This is a genomic window from Ruegeria sp. ANG-R, from assembly GCF_000813985.1.
Lineage (GTDB): Bacteria > Pseudomonadota > Alphaproteobacteria > Rhodobacterales > Rhodobacteraceae > Ruegeria.
Genome location: NZ_JWLJ01000001.1, coordinates 1,428,771 through 1,444,011 on the forward strand (window position 1 = coordinate 1,428,771; position 15,241 = coordinate 1,444,011).

At 57.2% G+C, this 15,241-nt stretch carries 16 protein-coding genes; 9 read left to right on the forward strand and 7 right to left on the reverse strand.

Going from position 1 to position 15,241, the window contains the following annotated elements; translation table 11 throughout:
• Positions 1-108: 108 nt before the first annotated feature.
• The gene (gene fabG / locus RA27_RS07130) at positions 109-846 is read right to left on the reverse strand and encodes a 3-oxoacyl-[acyl-carrier-protein] reductase (RefSeq protein ID WP_039537116.1); all 738 of its coding nucleotides are present in this window, start codon (positions 844-846) and stop codon (positions 109-111) included.
• 34 nt (positions 847-880) lie between these two features.
• Positions 881-1,825: an ACP S-malonyltransferase gene (gene fabD, locus RA27_RS07135; RefSeq protein ID WP_039537119.1), complete on the reverse strand. Its 945-nt coding sequence runs from the start codon at positions 1,823-1,825 to the stop codon at positions 881-883.
• A gap of 172 nt (positions 1,826-1,997) precedes the next feature.
• On the opposite strand from fabD, the gene RA27_RS07140 reads away from it, so the two are divergent.
• Positions 1,998-3,227, forward strand: a complete 1,230-nt coding sequence (locus RA27_RS07140; RefSeq protein ID WP_039536244.1) for a cytochrome b/b6 domain-containing protein — start codon at positions 1,998-2,000, stop codon at positions 3,225-3,227.
• A 53-nt stretch (positions 3,228-3,280) separates the two neighbouring features.
• Here RA27_RS07140 and RA27_RS07145 read toward each other — a convergent pair whose 3' ends face one another.
• Positions 3,281-3,853 (reverse strand): YceI family protein, encoded by a 573-nt coding sequence (locus tag RA27_RS07145; RefSeq protein WP_039537123.1) that lies wholly within the window; start codon positions 3,851-3,853, stop codon positions 3,281-3,283.
• 127 nt (positions 3,854-3,980) lie between these two features.
• Positions 3,981-4,499 carry a hypothetical protein gene (locus RA27_RS07150; RefSeq protein WP_039536247.1) on the reverse strand — a complete coding sequence of 173 codons (519 nt, stop codon included), beginning with the start codon at positions 4,497-4,499 and terminating at the stop codon, positions 3,981-3,983.
• Positions 4,500-4,777: 278 nt separating this feature from the next.
• Here RA27_RS07150 and rpsF point away from each other — a divergent pair, with 278 nt between their 5' ends.
• The 6 genes from rpsF (at position 4,778) to RA27_RS07180 (ending at position 8,558) form a co-directional block, all read left to right on the forward strand.
• Positions 4,778-5,131: a 30S ribosomal protein S6 gene (rpsF, locus tag RA27_RS07155; RefSeq protein WP_039536250.1), complete on the forward strand. Its 354-nt coding sequence runs from the start codon at positions 4,778-4,780 to the stop codon at positions 5,129-5,131.
• Between the two features lie 28 nt (positions 5,132-5,159).
• Complete coding sequence (gene rpsR / locus RA27_RS07160) at positions 5,160-5,387, forward strand: 30S ribosomal protein S18 (protein ID WP_005608650.1); 228 nt, start codon at positions 5,160-5,162, stop codon at positions 5,385-5,387.
• A gap of 12 nt (positions 5,388-5,399) precedes the next feature.
• Complete coding sequence (gene rplI / locus RA27_RS07165) at positions 5,400-6,020, forward strand: 50S ribosomal protein L9 (RefSeq protein WP_039536253.1); 621 nt, start codon at positions 5,400-5,402, stop codon at positions 6,018-6,020.
• 200 nt (positions 6,021-6,220) lie between these two features.
• Positions 6,221-6,658, forward strand: coding sequence for a lytic transglycosylase domain-containing protein (locus RA27_RS07170; protein ID WP_241484034.1), 438 nt, complete (start codon positions 6,221-6,223; stop codon positions 6,656-6,658).
• Between the two features lie 236 nt (positions 6,659-6,894).
• On the forward strand, positions 6,895-7,596 hold the full coding sequence (locus tag RA27_RS07175; RefSeq protein ID WP_039536258.1) for an autoinducer binding domain-containing protein: 702 nt from the start codon (positions 6,895-6,897) through the stop codon (positions 7,594-7,596).
• A 107-nt stretch (positions 7,597-7,703) separates the two neighbouring features.
• A complete protein-coding gene (locus RA27_RS07180; RefSeq protein WP_039537127.1) occupies positions 7,704-8,558 on the forward strand; it encodes an acyl-homoserine-lactone synthase in 855 nt (284 codons plus the stop codon).
• A 99-nt stretch (positions 8,559-8,657) separates the two neighbouring features.
• Here the strand turns inward: RA27_RS07180 and tig are convergent, their stop codons facing one another.
• From tig to RA27_RS07195, 3 genes are all read right to left on the reverse strand, one after another.
• Complete coding sequence (gene tig / locus RA27_RS07185; RefSeq protein ID WP_039536261.1) at positions 8,658-9,989, reverse strand: trigger factor; 1,332 nt, start codon at positions 9,987-9,989, stop codon at positions 8,658-8,660.
• 185 nt (positions 9,990-10,174) lie between these two features.
• Positions 10,175-11,299: a porin gene (locus tag RA27_RS07190; RefSeq protein ID WP_039537129.1), complete on the reverse strand. Its 1,125-nt coding sequence runs from the start codon at positions 11,297-11,299 to the stop codon at positions 10,175-10,177.
• Positions 11,300-11,597: 298 nt separating this feature from the next.
• The gene (locus tag RA27_RS07195) at positions 11,598-13,199 is read right to left on the reverse strand and encodes an NAD(P)H-hydrate dehydratase (protein ID WP_039536263.1); all 1,602 of its coding nucleotides are present in this window, start codon (positions 13,197-13,199) and stop codon (positions 11,598-11,600) included.
• A 169-nt stretch (positions 13,200-13,368) separates the two neighbouring features.
• Here RA27_RS07195 and RA27_RS07200 point away from each other — a divergent pair, with 169 nt between their 5' ends.
• Both RA27_RS07200 and glnA read left to right on the forward strand, forming a co-directional pair.
• Entirely contained in the window at positions 13,369-13,707 is a 339-nt protein-coding gene (locus RA27_RS07200) for a P-II family nitrogen regulator (protein WP_039536266.1), read from the forward strand.
• 33 nt (positions 13,708-13,740) lie between these two features.
• On the forward strand, positions 13,741-15,147 hold the full coding sequence (gene glnA / locus RA27_RS07205) for a type I glutamate--ammonia ligase (RefSeq protein WP_039536268.1): 1,407 nt from the start codon (positions 13,741-13,743) through the stop codon (positions 15,145-15,147).
• The last annotated feature ends 94 nt before the right edge of the window (positions 15,148-15,241 follow it).

The window sequence follows — 15,241 nt, forward strand, 5'->3', positions numbered from 1 at the left end:
GCCGGGAAATCAGAGAACCGGCCCTTCGACCGGTTCCTGCGCATACGCGCCGCCTATAGCACAGACAACGCGCAAGGCAAACGCTTTCGCATCCGCCCCGAATTGCGATTACAACATGGCCATACCGCCATTCACATGCAAGGTGCTTCCGGTCACATACCCTGCTTCGGGGCTTGCAAGATACAAAACAGCCGCAGCGATTTCAGACGGCTCGCCCATGCGCCCTACCGGAACCTGCGTCAGGAGGCCGGACTTTTGATCGTCGGTCAGCTTGTCGGTCATGGCCGTGGTGATAAAGCCCGGCGCGACCGCATTCGCAGTGATTCCGCGGCTTGCCACCTCACAGGCTATCGATTTGGTCATCCCGACCATACCGGCCTTCGAGGCCGCGTAGTTCACCTGCCCCGGATTGCCGGTCGCACCTACGATGGACGAGATATTGATGATCCGCCCCCAGCGCGCCTTCATCATCCCGCGCAGCACGCCTCTGCACAGTTTGGCCGTGGCGGTCAGGTTTACATCGATCACGCTTTGCCATTCCTCGTCAGACATACGCATGAACAGGTTGTCGCGCGTGATGCCCGCATTGTTGACCAGAATATCAACCGACCCCATCGCCTCGGCCGCCTGTTTTGGCAGTTCCGCAACCGCCTCCATGTCGCTGAGGTTACACGGCAGAACATGCGCGCGTTCGCCCAATTCAGCAGCAAGCGCCTGCAAGGGCTCAACCCGCGTACCCGACAAACCAATCGTCGCGCCCGCGCTGTGCAAGGCACGCGCGATATCCCCGCCAATGCCGCCGGAAGCGCCGGTGATCAGCGCGTTCTTTCCTGTCAAATCAAACATTTCCAGTCCTTCTCTAACCGCCGCGTTGGGCGGCTTATCCGTTATCCGCCGCACCGGTCACTCTTTTCACATCATCCGGCGAGCCAACCGCCTGACATGCAAGGGCGCGATCAATCTTGCGGATCATGCCCGACAGCGCTTTGCCCGCGCCAATCTCCCACGCTTCGGTCACACCCTGGGCGACCATGTGTTGTACGCTTTCACGCCACCGCACCGATCCTGTGACCTGCTCGACCAGCAATTGCCGGATCACATCCGGATCGGTCACGGCCTCGGCACGAACGTTTGCGATCAGAGGCACGGCAGGTGCCTTGATTTCAACAGCGGCCAGAGCCTCCGCCATGACATCTGCGGCGGGTTGCATCAGCGCACAGTGGAACGGTGCGCTTACCGGCAACATAACTGCGCGTTTGGCACCTTTTTCTTTGGCAATCTCAGCCGCACGTTCGACGGCAGCCTTCGCACCCGACACCACGACCTGCGTCGGATCGTTGTCGTTTGCGGCCTGACAGACCTCGCCCTGCGCTGCCTCTTCGGCCACAGCGCGCACCGCTTCAAGGTCAAGGCCCAGAATCGCAGCCATGGCTCCTTCGCCCACCGGCACGGCGCTTTGCATCGCTTGTCCGCGTGTGCGCAGAAGACGTGCGGTATCGGCAATCGACAACGCCCCGGCAGCGGCCAGCGCGGAATACTCGCCCAGCGAATGCCCGGCCACATACGCGGCCATCGAAATCGACGCACCTTCCGCCTCAAGCGCACGCATCGCTGCCATCGATGTGGCCATCAACGCGGGCTGTGCATTCTGAGTCAGCGTCAGATCAGAAATATCGCCCTCCCAGATCAATGCGCTCAGCTTTTCACCCAAGGCTTCATCCACCTCATCGAAAACGGCTTGAGCGGCTGGATATGCCGCGGCCAGAGCCTTGCCCATTCCGATGGTCTGGGCGCCCTGCCCCGGGAAAACAAACGCGCGTGTCATTGGTGCCTCATGCGTGACGTCAGGTTGCGGCGGGGTGTAAACCGACTGACCGCGCGGCACAAGCATTGCCTGCGTTCTGCATCAGGACACCTTTACTGTGCATTTCTCTGCCTTGTGTCCGCACAACATCCATTTAACCTGTCCCCAACTCAGCAATGCGGAGAGCCCAGCAATGTCCCTGACGAACACCCACTCCAGCTATGGTGGTGTAACCAAAGCATTTCATTGGCTGACCGCCCTGCTGATCTTGACGGCTTTGCCTCTGGGCTGGTTTGCCAATGAACTGGCCCACGCGATCTACGATCCAAACATCCCCACGACCGAGGATGACATCGCCCGCGCAGCCCGGCTGTTCTCGCTACACAAAACCGTCGGGATCACGGTGTTTTTCGTGGCACTGGCCCGAATCCTCTGGGCCCTGACCCAGACCAAGCCGGGGCTGCTCAACGCCGATAACAAACCCGAGGCCTTTGCCGCTGAAACCGTGCACTGGTTGCTGTACGGCTCGCTGGTTCTGGTCCCACTCAGCGGCTGGATTCACCATGCCGCAACCGACGGCTTCGCCCCAATCCTGTGGCCGTTTGGCCAGAACCTGCCGCTTGTTCCGAAATCAGCCTTTCTGGCCGAGGTCAGTGCCGGCCTGCACTGGTTGCTCGTCTGGACCTTGGGCGGGTCATTGGTGCTGCACATTGCGGGCGCGCTGAAACACCATGTCGTGGACAAGGACAGCACATTGCGCCGTATGCTACCGGGCCGGTCGGACGCGCCTGAGCCTCCCGCTCAGCATCATTCGACAGCACCCGCATTCGCCGCTTTGGTCATCTGGGGCGCGGTGCTTGTCGGAGGCTGGTCCATAGGCGTGTTTGATGAACATTCCAAAGCATCCGCTGACACGGCTGAACTCGCAGAGGTTCAATCGGAATGGGAGGTCGAGGACGGTACGCTGTCGATCACGATTTCACAGCTTGGGAGTCCGGTGACCGGCGAATTCGCGGACTGGACTGCGGCAATAGCTTTTGAAGACCCTGCCGCACCAGGGCCGGCCGGATCGGTTGACGTCACAATTGCAATCGGCTCGCTAAGCCTTGGCACGGTGACCGATCAGGCCATGGGCGCGGATTTCTTTGACAGTAAGACATTTCCCACGGCTCAATTCAAAGCTGATCTGTTCAAGACAGAAACGGGCTATGAAGCGCGCGGGCCTCTGACGATCCGGGACAAATCGATGGATGTCGTTCTGCCGTTCACCTTGGAGTTCGAGGACGACGAGGCGACCATGTCCGGCAGTCTTGAGCTCAACCGCATGGATTTCAACGTTGGCGCATCGCAGCCCACCGAAGACTCATTGGGCTTCACAGTCGGTGTTTCCGTTGAATTGACAGCAGAGCGCGACGAGAAATGAAAAAACCGCCGGAGGATCGCCCCCGGCGGTAAAAAATGTGCTTCGACGTCGGCTTAGTCGGCCTTCTGTGCCTCGACTGAAATGCGAACTTCAACTTCATCGCTCACAAACGGCGCGAACTGGCCCAGATCGAAATCGCTGCGAACCAGTGTGGTGGTGGCGTCAAAACCGGCCCAGGGCTTTTTTGCCATCGGGTGATCACCGACCTGGTTCAGTTTGGCATCCAGAACCACCGATTTGGTGACGCCGTTCATGGTCAGATCACCGGTGATGTTCGCCGTGTTCTCGCCGGTCACTTCGATGCCGGTCGAGCTAAAGGTGACGAGATCGCCTTCGGCCGCACCAAAGAAGTCCTCGGTCATGAAGTGATCTTCGCGTGCCTTCCAGCCGGTGATCATTTCGACAACCGGCATCGAAACGGTCACGCTCGACGCGGCGGGATCTTCCTGATCAAACATGATCTCACCCTCAAAGCCCGAGAACATGCCATAGGTGGTTGAATAGCCCAGATGGTTGTAGCTGAAGATGACCTGGCTGTGGCTGGGGTCCAGAACGTACTTTTCTGCGCTGGCGAATGCTGTGGTCGCAGATACGGCGAGAGCAGCGGCAAGAAGGGTGGATTTCATGTCAATCTCCGAAAATTTTGTGGTCGCAAACCTATTGGGTTGCTCACCAACAAAAATGTGCCGCCCAAGGGCGGCACACAAGTCCTTTTGATTCACAAACTCTGTTCCTTTTTGAACAGAATAAAACTCAGGCGAAAATTGTTACGTTTTGGCTGAGTTGACCTTTCAGAGCTGAGCCAATATCCGCCGATTCCAGAGGTAGCTTCATCAAAAGGCTGCCGTCGACATCGAACAGCTCGACCTGATCATCCGCAAAACGTGCGCCGCCAAGCGAGTCATAGCTGCGGCGCAGAACCGTCTGCGGGCGACCGTTTTCGTTCTTCTGCAGAATGCGGACCTCGCGGCGGATCGGGTCAAAATAAGCATCGGGGCGAGTGTCCATGACCTCGATGGTCAGCAGGCTGACGCCAACGATCAGAAACATCAGCGACGCGACCAGCTTGATCGGCCACACCTCGGCACCCATGACCGAGCCGGGCATCAACCACATCGAAAAGGCCGTCAGGATCAGAAAGGCGCCCACTGCACGCAGCAGAAACATCCGGGCACGCCAGTTCGGAGCAAAAGTGATCAAAACGGGTACGGATTTATCAAATGCCGCGCGAGGCGCCGATTGCTCAAAGGTATTTGTGTTCATGACGGCCATTGTCTTGCCCTGTCTGTGTTTTCCGGGTCGCCGGGTTCTCCCGGTTTCATGAACAACCTCGGGGCGAAAAGCGTCAGGAATTGGGCGCACCAGTGGAAATTGAACGACTTCACCAAGGCATCCGTGGCAGGCGTCGCAGGGCTTGCCCCGGGCGCTCAAACGTGTATACGGGGCCATCCTTCGCAGGAGTTATGAATCGCGCAGCCTCTCGTGGCAGGGTCGCGAAGGACCATATGGCCCCGCCTTTGAAATGCGCCTTGATATAAACAGGAGTGCACATGCCACTGTATGAGCATGTAATGATCGCGCGTCAGGATCTGTCCAACGCGCAGGCAGAAAGCCTTGTCGAACATTTCGGCACCGTTCTGGCTGACAACGGCGGCAACGTCGTCGACAGCGAGTACTGGGGCGTCAAGACGATGGCTTACAAGATCAACAAGAACCGCAAAGGCCACTATGCCTTCCTGAAAACCGATGCCCCTTCGGGTGCGGTTCAGGAAATGGAACGCCTGATGCGCCTGCATGACGACGTCATGCGCGTTCTGACCATCAAGGTTGACGGCCACGAAGACGGCCCGTCGGTTCAGATGCAGAAGCGCGACGAGCGTGAAGGCCGCCGCGAGCGCCGTTGATCAACGCCTGAAGAAAGGACATTAAACCATGGCCGCAAAACCATTTTTCCGCCGCCGCAAGGTCTGCCCGTTCTCGGGTGAGAACGCGCCGAAAATCGACTACAAAGACACTCGTCTGCTGCAACGCTACATCTCTGAGCGCGGCAAGATCGTACCTTCGCGCATCACCGCCGTTTCGGCGAAAAAGCAGCGTGAACTGGCCCGTGCTATCAAGCGCGCCCGCTTCCTCGCCCTGCTGCCCTACGCCGTGAAGTAAGGAGAGACTGATATGCAAGTTATCCTTCTGGAACGCGTTGCGAAACTGGGTCAGATGGGCGACGTCGTTGACGTTAAGCCCGGCTACGCCCGCAACTTCCTGCTGCCCCAGGGCAAAGCGCTGAGCGCATCGAATGCCAACATCGCATCGTTCGAAGCCCAGAAAGCGCAGCTTGAAGCACGCAACCTGGAAACCAAGAAAGAAGCTGAAGCACTGGCTGAAAAGCTGGACGGTCAGCAGTTCATCGTGATTCGTTCGGCATCGGATGCTGGCGCTCTGTACGGCTCGGTCACGCCTCGTGACGCCGCAGACGCTGCAACCGAAGCAGGCTTCACCGTCGACAAGAAACAGATCGCCCTGATCGCTCCGATCAAGGAACTGGGTCTGCACTCGCTGGCGGTCAAACTGCACCCCGAAGTTGAAGTCGAAATCAAGATGAACGTTGCCCGTTCGGAAGAAGAAGCCGAGCTGCAGGCATCGGGCAAATCGATTCAGGAACTGGCTGCTGAAGAAGAGGCCGCTGCTGAATTCGAAATCGCCGAACTGTTCGACGACATCGGCTCGGCCGCTTCGGATGATGATGATCTGGTTGCCGAAGAAGCACCAGCCGAGGAAGACGAAGCCAAAGCCTGATCCGGCTGCATTCTCAAAGAACCGAGGGCCGTGCATTTTTTGCGCGGCCCTTTTCATTTGCTCTGGGGGAACAGGCAAAATTCAGCCCGATTGCGTTCCCGGTCTTGCGAACACGCGAAGGTTTCATATCATCGGCCTTCGCAATCCGGAGTATGTACATGACCTCTCTCCTTCGCCGCAGTGTCTTGACCTTCTTGCTGATGGCACCGTTTGCTGCCTGCGGCGGCCCCGATGTTTCAAGCGGCGACTCTTTCGATCCGCCCCTTTATCCCAATGAAACACCTGAACTGCGCGCCTCGATCAACAAATGGGCCGACCATTACGAACTTCCGCGAGAGCTGGTGCACAAGCTGGCCATTCGTGAAAGCACACACCGGCCCTGGGCGGTGAACCGGCCCTACTACGGTCTGCTGCAAATCCTCCCCGCCACAGCGCGCTCAATGGGCTATACCGGGAACGCCGAAGGTTTGCTGGATGCCGATACCAATCTGGAGTTTGCCGGAAAATACCTGCGCGGCGCTTGGCTTTTGTCCGATGGCGATCAACAGCGCGCCATCTTTCTGTACGCGAAAGGGTACTACCCAGAAGCGAAAGCCCGCGGGATGCTGGTCGAAACCGGATTACGACCGGCACCTTAGCTTATTAACCGCCAGTAGATACGGCACTTTAGGGTTATGTGGCAGAAAAGTGGCGAAAACGTTCTCTTACCTACAACATCTCCCTAAAAAGCACAGACAAAATTCTCGTTGTCTTGCCATTCAATAAAATATATGCTGACCTGCTTTCCGCGAGGTAAGTTAGGTTCATCCTAGTTAAGTTGCTGGTCCGAAGGCATCATTGGACTTAATTACAAACAGTAGTTCGTAGGCGCAGTATGGAGATAATTGATCTGAGCACACTGCCAGGTACAGAAGCTCGGTATACCGAGTTTCTAAAGCGGGTTTGCGACAAGTTTGAAATGGACCATGCCGCCTACGCCGGGATGAACCCGTCGGAGGGGAAAGTCGCAGGCCACGTTACCTACAACGACGACTGGAAAGAGCACTACCAGAAACACGATCTGGTCATGATTGATCCGACGCTGCATATGGCCAAGCGCAGCATTGCCCCGGTAGATTGGAGCCGTCTGGAACGCAGCCAGAATTTCCAACGCGTTTTCCGGGATGCACATGATTTTGGGCTCCCCAGTCAAGGGGTTACCATTCCTGTTCGCGGACCTTACGGCGATATCGGCTTTCTGAGCGTGACGCGTGACTGCCCCAAGGAAGAGTGGCGCAAGCTCTACACCCACGTCATCAGCGACCTGCAATCCATGGCCGTGCACATTCATGACAATGTGATCACCTCGGACGAATTTGCAGGCGCTCTCTATCACCCCAACCTTTCGACCCGTGAAGCCGAAATTCTTCAATGGGTCGCGGCTGGGAAATCGCAGCAAGACATAGGCGATATTCTCTCGATTTCGCACCGCACGGTCGAGGTGCACCTGCGCTCAAGCCGGGAAAAGCTATGCGCGCTGACGACTCCACAGGCCGTAGGACGCGCCATTGCAGTCGGGCTGATCGGCACGGGTTAAACACAGAAACCCCACAATCTGAACAAATACGGGAAATCCCCAATAGAATTTCGACCCCGAAACGGTAACCTTTAGCTTACCGAACGACCACTCGAAGGGGGATGAAAATGATCATCGTAGTAGATGGACTAAACAGACATTTGTTCAGCGAAGTTCTTGACGAAATGTTCGAGTTGAGAGCGCGCGTATTTGGTGAACGTCTCGGATGGGATGTCACAATCGAAGATGGAAAAGAGATCGATGAATTTGATCACTTGGACCCGACATACGTAATCGGCTTCGACGACAGGGGGAATGTCGTCGCCGCCGTGCGTGCCCTCCAGACCACCGGCCCTCACATGCTGGCGGATGTATTCTCGGCCATTCTGGATGGCGAACCGCCAATTCGAAGCGCAACCATGTGGGAGTCCACCCGCTTCTGCGTCGACACCCAGCGTTTGACGCGCGGCAAGGGCGAAAACTCACTGTCTTATGCCACTTGTGAACTGATGATCGGCTCTTTGGAATATGCCATAAACGCCGGTGTTCAGGACATCATCACAGTAATCGATCCGGTGATGGACCGGGTGCTGAGACGCTCAAATTGTGCGCCATATGACTATGTTGGGAAAACTGTGCCGATGGGCAAGGTTTCGGCCCTCGCGGCACTGGTGGACTGCACGGAAGAGCGCATCGCCAGCCTCCGAGAATTTGCGGATATCCAAGACAGCGTTTTTCTAGAAGAAGAAGAGGCGCTCGCTTTGTTCAACAGCAAAAAGCTGGTCGAACCGAGCGTTGCAAACCGCGATCACAAGCCACTGACCCAGCTTGAGAAATATTTTGTCGAACAGATGAATGCGGCAAAAACCGAGAATGAACGGCAAGATGTCCTGAGATTGATCGAGACGCTGTCCGACAAGTTCACGCCAGAGCAGAAAACTGCCCTGCTAGGAACCCCCCGTGCTTTTGCTCATGAGGCTTGACCCCCTCACCTCATAGTACAAAGCCACCCACGCGGAGCCGTCTAATTACAGGCGGCTCCGCTTTTTTGTGACCCCATGGGAAATGGGAAAGGAAGAGGATTATTCCTCTTCCAGTGCCTCAACGGCTTTCTGCAGATCGTCTTTGCTGACTTCTTTGTCCGCGACCTGAGCCAGCTCGAACACGTAGTCGACTACCTTGTCTTCAAAGATCGGCGCACGCAGTTGCTGCTGCATCTGAGCATTCTGCTGCACGAATTCGAAGAACTGGCGTTCCTGGCCCGAATACTGACGCGCCTGGTTCATGATCGCCTGGGTCATCTCGGCGTCGGTCACTTCGACCTCTGCCTTCTGACCCAGCTCAGCCAGCAACAGGCCAAGACGAACGCGGCGCTCGGCCAGTTTGTTGTGCTCATCGGTTGGCTCGACCGGATCGTGGTCGTGGCCTTCGACGTCGGGGTTTTCCTCGTGCCACAGCTGATGTGCGATCTGTTTGGCTTCGGCTTCCACCAGCGACGGCGGCAGGTCGAACGTCACTTTCTCATCCAGCGCGTCCAATAGGGCACGCTTCATGACTGCACGAGAAGCACCAGCATATTCGGCTTCCAGACGCTCGGCGATCTGCGCTTTCAGCGCAGCCAGATCCTCGGCACCGAATTTCTTGGCCAGCTCGTCGTCGACCTCAGCCGCGACAGGCTCTTTCACCTCTTTGATGGTGCAGGTGAAAACGGCGTCTTTACCGGCCAGATGCTCGGCACCGTATTCTTCGGGGAAAGTGACGTTGACGTCTTTTTCTTCCTCAGCCTTCACACCAACCAGCTGCTCTTCAAAGCCGGGGATGAAGCTGTTCGAGCCCAGAACCAGCGGATAATCTTCAGCGGAACCACCTTCGAACTCTTCGCCGTCAACTTTACCGACAAAGTCGAACACGATCTGGTCGCCGTCTTTGGCTTTCGAGCCCTTGCGGCGCGCTTTGAAGTTCTGAGCGGTCTCGGCCAGGTTGTTCAGCGCTTCCTCAACGGCTGCGTCGTCTGCTTTGACGACCAGTTTCTCCAGCTCGACCGATTTCAGATCAACCTCTGGAATCTCGGGCAGCGCCTCATAGGACATCGCTACTTCGACATCGTCGCCTTCTTTCCAGTCCTCATTGGTCATCTTGACCTCGGGCTGCAGAGCAGGACGCTCGCCGCTGTCCTCAAAGTGCTTGTTCATCGCACCGTCGATGGTTTCCTGCATCGCTTCGCCAAGCAGGCGCTGGCCAAACTGCTTTTTCAGCAGTGCCATCGGCACCTTGCCTTTACGAAAACCCTTCATCTCGACTTCGGGCTGCGCTTCGGTCAGCTTTTCGTTGACCTTGTCGTCCAGCTCGGCTGCAGTCACAACGATGTTGTAGCCGCGTTTCAGACCTTCGTTCAGCGTCTCGGTAACCTGCATTATGGTAGTCCCCATAGGATTCGGGGCGCGCAAAACGGGCGCGCCGGGCAAATTTGACGCCTTCTATTTGCCCAGCCGCCTGCGTGCAAGAGGCAATGGCCTTTTCAGCCCGGTTTTGCCCATATCACAGACGAAAAAATGCCCCGGCGCAGGCCGGGGCATTCGATCAACGCCGCAATGCAAAATCAGAACTTCCAGCGGGCACCCAGTACCCAGGCTTCGTTGTTGTCGAACGAAGCGCCATCTTCAAAGTCGTGATTGCGATATTTCAGGTAGGCATCGGTGTTGATGCTGTCGATACGCTGCACAACAGCGATACCCCATGCATCCGTGCTTGAGCCGTCATTCTCGAAATCAGAGCCCGAGAAGTAGTCGATACCGATGCCGGTCTTGCCCCAGGATATCCATTGATCCTCGTACGCAATCTTGCCGTAGAAGTAGTTCGGATCAGACGCACCATCAGCATCGTTATCGCGTGTACCGGCTGCAACGGTAAAGCTCAGGCCACTTTGCAGCAGTACTGAGGCCGACCCGATTGTATCTTTGCGATCCCCCGAGCCGTCGTCAGCCGAGCGAACCGCATAAGCCAATGCCGCAGCAAACTCGACCCCACCACCGAAGGTGTTGTTGTAGCGTACGCCGATGTCGTAATAGTCGTCGTCATCATCGCTGGACAGAATATTCTGACCGTATGCAATTCCACCCGTGAAACCGCTGAATGACGGCGTATCATAGCGAACGCGACCACGACGAGCGCCATCAAAGTTACTGCTGGAATCGCCCACGGTAATATCGCTCAGAATGCCGTCAGTGCCACGGTAGAAGAAACCGCCGTTTTCATCATTGGTGAAGGAATACAGGGCGGTTCCGACATAAGACAGATCCACTTCGGCAGCACCATCCGAGACCATGCTACCCTGACCGGCCGAGAATTTACCCCAGTCACCGGCAAGCGCAAAATCCACATGCCGGATGTCTTCACGGGTCCAGCCGCTGAAATCGGTGCCCAGCTGGTTCCACTCGCTTGAATTCGGCAGGCCAAGCCCGGTTTCAAAACGGAACGTGAAATCGTTATTGCCAAATGGCTGTAGCAGTTCCAGGCCAACCCGGCTGTTCGAAAGGTCGTTGTCCAGTACGCGGGTCTCGGTCTCTTCGCCGTCATCGACCGAGATCAGGGCCGGGTTCAACTGACCATAAAGCAGGACATAGCCGCCCGTATTGTTTTCATATTTCAATTCGGCGGCGGCGGGGATTGCTGTTGTAGCGGCAAGCGCCGCTGCTATCGAAGTCAGCTTAAAATTCACTGTCATATCATTCACCATAGATTGGTCAGTTTTTTGATATTGCCGATATGCTCACGAGGCGCATGGGTTCCAATGAGCACTGAACCTTATGAGCACGGCATTGCAATTCTGCCACAGGCCACGTCGAGATCGTCGAAGAAAACAATATATTATCAATATCTTGATCGAAGCTGAAAGGAACACTCAACGGTCCTGCAAGACAATTCTTGCGCTGTGCGTTGCGGCTTGCAAACATCGGCTATGCAGCCGAAGGGACAGAGCGGCGAAACCTTGCCGCTGTACCCTCCTATCGGCCAATTTCCGCTCATAAAGCTCGGGCAGCGGAATGTGTGAAAACTGCTGGCACCTGCTCTGGCAAATCCTCGGCAATCAATCCCGGCCCAAACAGCCTAGCGCACTCCACATGTAACCATGCAGCGGATTCAGCGGCGTGCATCGGGGTGAGCCCGCGCGCCATCAGGCCGGTAATGAAGCCGGCCAGCACGTCGCCTGATCCTGCGGTCGCCAGCCAGGGCGCCGCGCGATCATAAAACGCCGCGTTGATCGAACATCGCCCGTCCGGTGCGGCAATCACGGTATCTGGCCCTTTGTACAGAACCACGCAGCCTGCCCGCCTGGCTGCTGCGCGTACGGCATCCACCTTTGAATAGCCCGGCCCCCTATCGGGCTGCGCCGAGAGCTGTTCGGCGATGTCCGGGAACAGCCGGGCGAACTCACCCCCATGCGGTGTAAGGACACAATTGTCATGCAGGATTTCCAGCAATGCGGCAGGGGTTTCCGCAAACGCCGTCAACGCATCCGCATCCAGCACCGTCGGGCGCCCAGACGCCAGCGCCACGGGAACCAGTTTCTGCGCGCGTGCCAACCCCAAGCCCGGCCCAAGGCAGAGCGCATTCAATCGCGCATCCTGCAGTATCTCCGATAACTCTTCGCCCCCTTCGACTCGCTGCAGCATGACAGCGGTGATCTGACATGCCACCTCCATCTGTGCTGCGGGTGGCACACCCAGCGTCACCAGCCCCGCGCCAACCCGCAATGCGCCCCGTGCAGCCAGCCGAGCGGCCCCGGTTCTGCCAGCCCCTCCCGTCAGGACAAAAGCGTGGCCATGCGCGTATTTGTGACCAAAGCCACTCTTGCTAAAAACCGGGCCGGATGGCCGTTCAATCGCATTTGCGACCTCGGCGCTGCCAGACCCAGACTTCAGCCCGATATCCTTCACGACCAGTCGCCCACAAAATGAGGGTCCCTCACCCAGAACGTGACCCAACTTGCGCGCGTGAAAAGAAACCGTCAGTGCGGATCGGGCACATCGACGGCCATGCCGGGGGAATGCTCCCCCAAGCACCTTACCTGAATCCGAACAGAGACCTGACGGCAGGTCTATTGCGACCGTACGCGGCGGCACGATATCTGTTCCCCCGCCCTGTCTTCGCATTTCCCACGCATCTTCGGCATCGTCGTGGGCCCAAAGGTGCTCCCACACAGCCGGGTCCTCGATGGGCCGTGTCAACCCGGTGCCAAACAGGGCGTCAATCGAAACGTCGGGATGCTGAATTTCTGCCTGGGCTGTGTCCCACATACCAAGCGTCCGCCCGCTCCACCGTTCGTAATTTGCTCTTGCATCAGGCGGCAGGTTGGCCGGGTCGCCGCAAAGGAACACCTCGACCTTCCACCCCCGCTCTTGCAGCAATCGCGCCACCACAAAACCGTCTCCGCCATTGTTGCCCGGACCGCAAAGGACAACTGAACAACCAGTTGCTTTTCCCAGCTCCGGCCACTCCTCAAAAATTGCTTCGACAACACCCTGCCCGGCGCGCTCCATCAACTCCAGACCGGTCACCTGACCGGATTCAATCGCGGCCTGCTCAAGGTTCCGCATCTGCTCAGCGGTCAGCAGTTCCGACATCTCACCTCCTCGACCGATTCAATTGTGATTACTTTTTATGCAAGGCGATCAAAATTTGACACCACGCCCACTTTCCGTGCATCTCGCACCCAGCAATACAGCAATCAGATTGCCGCACAATCTTAGACGTGATCAGTGCGGTCCAGACAACCATGCAAGGTGAGCCGGAATGAAAAAGATCGAAGCGATCATCAAGCCGTTCAAACTGGACGAAGTGAAAGAGGCTTTGCAGGACGTTGGCGTCCAGGGTCTCAGCGTGATCGAAGTGAAAGGCTTTGGCCGCCAGAAAGGTCACACCGAACTCTATCGTGGCGCGGAATACGTTGTCGACTTTCTGCCCAAGGTAAAGGTTGAAGTCGTATTGGACGACGATCAGGTCGACGCCGCAATCGAGGCCATCATCGGAGCCGCGAAGACCGACAAAATCGGCGATGGTAAGATTTTTGTCTCCCCCGTCGAGCAATCCATTCGCATTCGTACCGGCGAAACCGGTTCGGACGCCCTGTAACAGACCCATCTTCAAATCAGAGGAAACAAGAGAATGAGCAAGGACGCAGTTCTTCAGCTGATCAAGGACGAAGGCGCCGAATACGTCGACGTTCGTTTCACCGACCCGCGCGGCAAGCTGCAGCACGTGACCCTGATGGCCGATCAGGTTGACGAAGACTTCCTGGAAGAAGGCTTCATGTTCGACGGTTCGTCCATCGCGGGCTGGAAGTCGATCGAAGCATCCGACATGAAGCTGATGGTCGACACCGAAAGCGCTTATGTCGATCCGTTCTACGCGGAAAAAACCATCTGTGTGCACTGCTCGGTTGTCGAACCCGACACCGGCGAAGCCTATGAGCGTGACCCGCGCGGAACCGCCCAGAAGGCCGAAGCTTACCTGAAAGCTTCAGGCATCGGTGATGTTGCCTACATGGGTCCCGAGGCCGAGTTCTTCCTATTCGACGATGTCCGTTTCTCCAACAGCATCAACAAGGTATCCTACGAAGTTGATGCAACCGACGCGTCCTGGAACACCGACACCGAGTACGAGATGGGCAACATGGGCCACCGTCCGGGCGTCAAGGGCGGTTACTTCCCGGTCAACCCCATCGACGAAGCACAGGACCTGCGTTCCGAAATGCTCTCGACCATGAAGCGTCTGGGCATGAAGGTCGACAAGCACCACCACGAGGTTGCCTCGTGCCAGCACGAGCTGGGTCTGATCTTTGACAGCCTGACCAAACAGGCCGACGAGCTGCAGAAGTACAAGTACATCATCCACAACGTTGCACACGCCTACGGCAAATCGGCCACCTTCATGCCGAAGCCGATCGCAGGTGACAACGGCACCGGTATGCACGTGAACATGTCGATCTGGAAAGACGGCAAGCCGCTGTTCGCGGGCGACAAATATGCCGATCTGTCGGACGAAGCGCTGTACTTCATCGGTGGCATCCTCAAGCACGCCAAAACGCTGAACGCCTTCACCAACCCGGCGACCAACAGCTACAAGCGTCTGATCCCCGGCTTTGAAGCCCCCGTCCTGCGCGCCTACTCGGCCCGTAACCGTTCGGGCTGCGTGCGTATTCCGTGGACCGAAAGCCCCAAAGCCAAACGTGTCGAGGCTCGCTTCCCCGATCCGGCAGCGAACCCCTATCTGGCGTTTGCCGCTCTGTTGATGGCCGGTCTGGACGGCATCAAGAACAAGATCGATCCGGGCGAAGCCATGGACAAAAACCTGTACGATCTGCCTGCCGAAGAGCTGGCCGATATCCCGACCGTCTGCGGTTCGCTGCGCGAAGCTCTGGAAGCACTGGCAGCCGATCACGACTTCCTGCTGCAGGGCGACGTGTTCACCAAAGACCAGATCGACGGCTACATCGCTTTGAAGATGGAAGAGGTCGAAACCTACGAGCACACACCGCACCCGGTTGAATACGGCATGTACTACAGCTGCTGATCCGGCTGCATTTATGACTGCTTCAAGGGCGCCTTTCGGGGCGCCCTTGTTTCGTTTGCCGCGATCTTCCACACTTGCTGAACCAGAGCCAAAG

What these genes read in the sequence shown, in the direction of transcription:
- RA27_RS07200 (WP_039536266.1), top strand. Translation starts at nt 13,369, where the DNA reads ATGAAAAAGATCGAAGCGATCATCAAGCCGTTCAAACTGGACGAAGTG.
- RA27_RS07170 (WP_241484034.1), top strand. Translation starts at nt 6,221, where the DNA reads ATGGCACCGTTTGCTGCCTGCGGCGGCCCCGATGTTTCAAGCGGCGAC.
- RA27_RS07140 (WP_039536244.1), top strand. Translation starts at nt 1,998, where the DNA reads ATGTCCCTGACGAACACCCACTCCAGCTATGGTGGTGTAACCAAAGCA.
- RA27_RS07195 (WP_039536263.1), bottom strand. Translation starts at nt 13,199, where the DNA reads ATGTCGGAACTGCTGACCGCTGAGCAGATGCGGAACCTTGAGCAGGCC.
- RA27_RS07145 (WP_039537123.1), bottom strand. Translation starts at nt 3,853, where the DNA reads ATGAAATCCACCCTTCTTGCCGCTGCTCTCGCCGTATCTGCGACCACA.
- RA27_RS07190 (WP_039537129.1), bottom strand. Translation starts at nt 11,299, where the DNA reads ATGACAGTGAATTTTAAGCTGACTTCGATAGCAGCGGCGCTTGCCGCT.
- rpsF (WP_039536250.1), top strand. Translation starts at nt 4,778, where the DNA reads ATGCCACTGTATGAGCATGTAATGATCGCGCGTCAGGATCTGTCCAAC.
- RA27_RS07175 (WP_039536258.1), top strand. Translation starts at nt 6,895, where the DNA reads ATGGAGATAATTGATCTGAGCACACTGCCAGGTACAGAAGCTCGGTAT.
- fabD (WP_039537119.1), bottom strand. Translation starts at nt 1,825, where the DNA reads ATGACACGCGCGTTTGTTTTCCCGGGGCAGGGCGCCCAGACCATCGGA.
- RA27_RS07150 (WP_039536247.1), bottom strand. Translation starts at nt 4,499, where the DNA reads ATGGCCGTCATGAACACAAATACCTTTGAGCAATCGGCGCCTCGCGCG.
- glnA (WP_039536268.1), top strand. Translation starts at nt 13,741, where the DNA reads ATGAGCAAGGACGCAGTTCTTCAGCTGATCAAGGACGAAGGCGCCGAA.
- fabG (WP_039537116.1), bottom strand. Translation starts at nt 846, where the DNA reads ATGTTTGATTTGACAGGAAAGAACGCGCTGATCACCGGCGCTTCCGGC.
- tig (WP_039536261.1), bottom strand. Translation starts at nt 9,989, where the DNA reads ATGCAGGTTACCGAGACGCTGAACGAAGGTCTGAAACGCGGCTACAAC.
- RA27_RS07180 (WP_039537127.1), top strand. Translation starts at nt 7,704, where the DNA reads ATGATCATCGTAGTAGATGGACTAAACAGACATTTGTTCAGCGAAGTT.
- rpsR (WP_005608650.1), top strand. Translation starts at nt 5,160, where the DNA reads ATGGCCGCAAAACCATTTTTCCGCCGCCGCAAGGTCTGCCCGTTCTCG.
- rplI (WP_039536253.1), top strand. Translation starts at nt 5,400, where the DNA reads ATGCAAGTTATCCTTCTGGAACGCGTTGCGAAACTGGGTCAGATGGGC.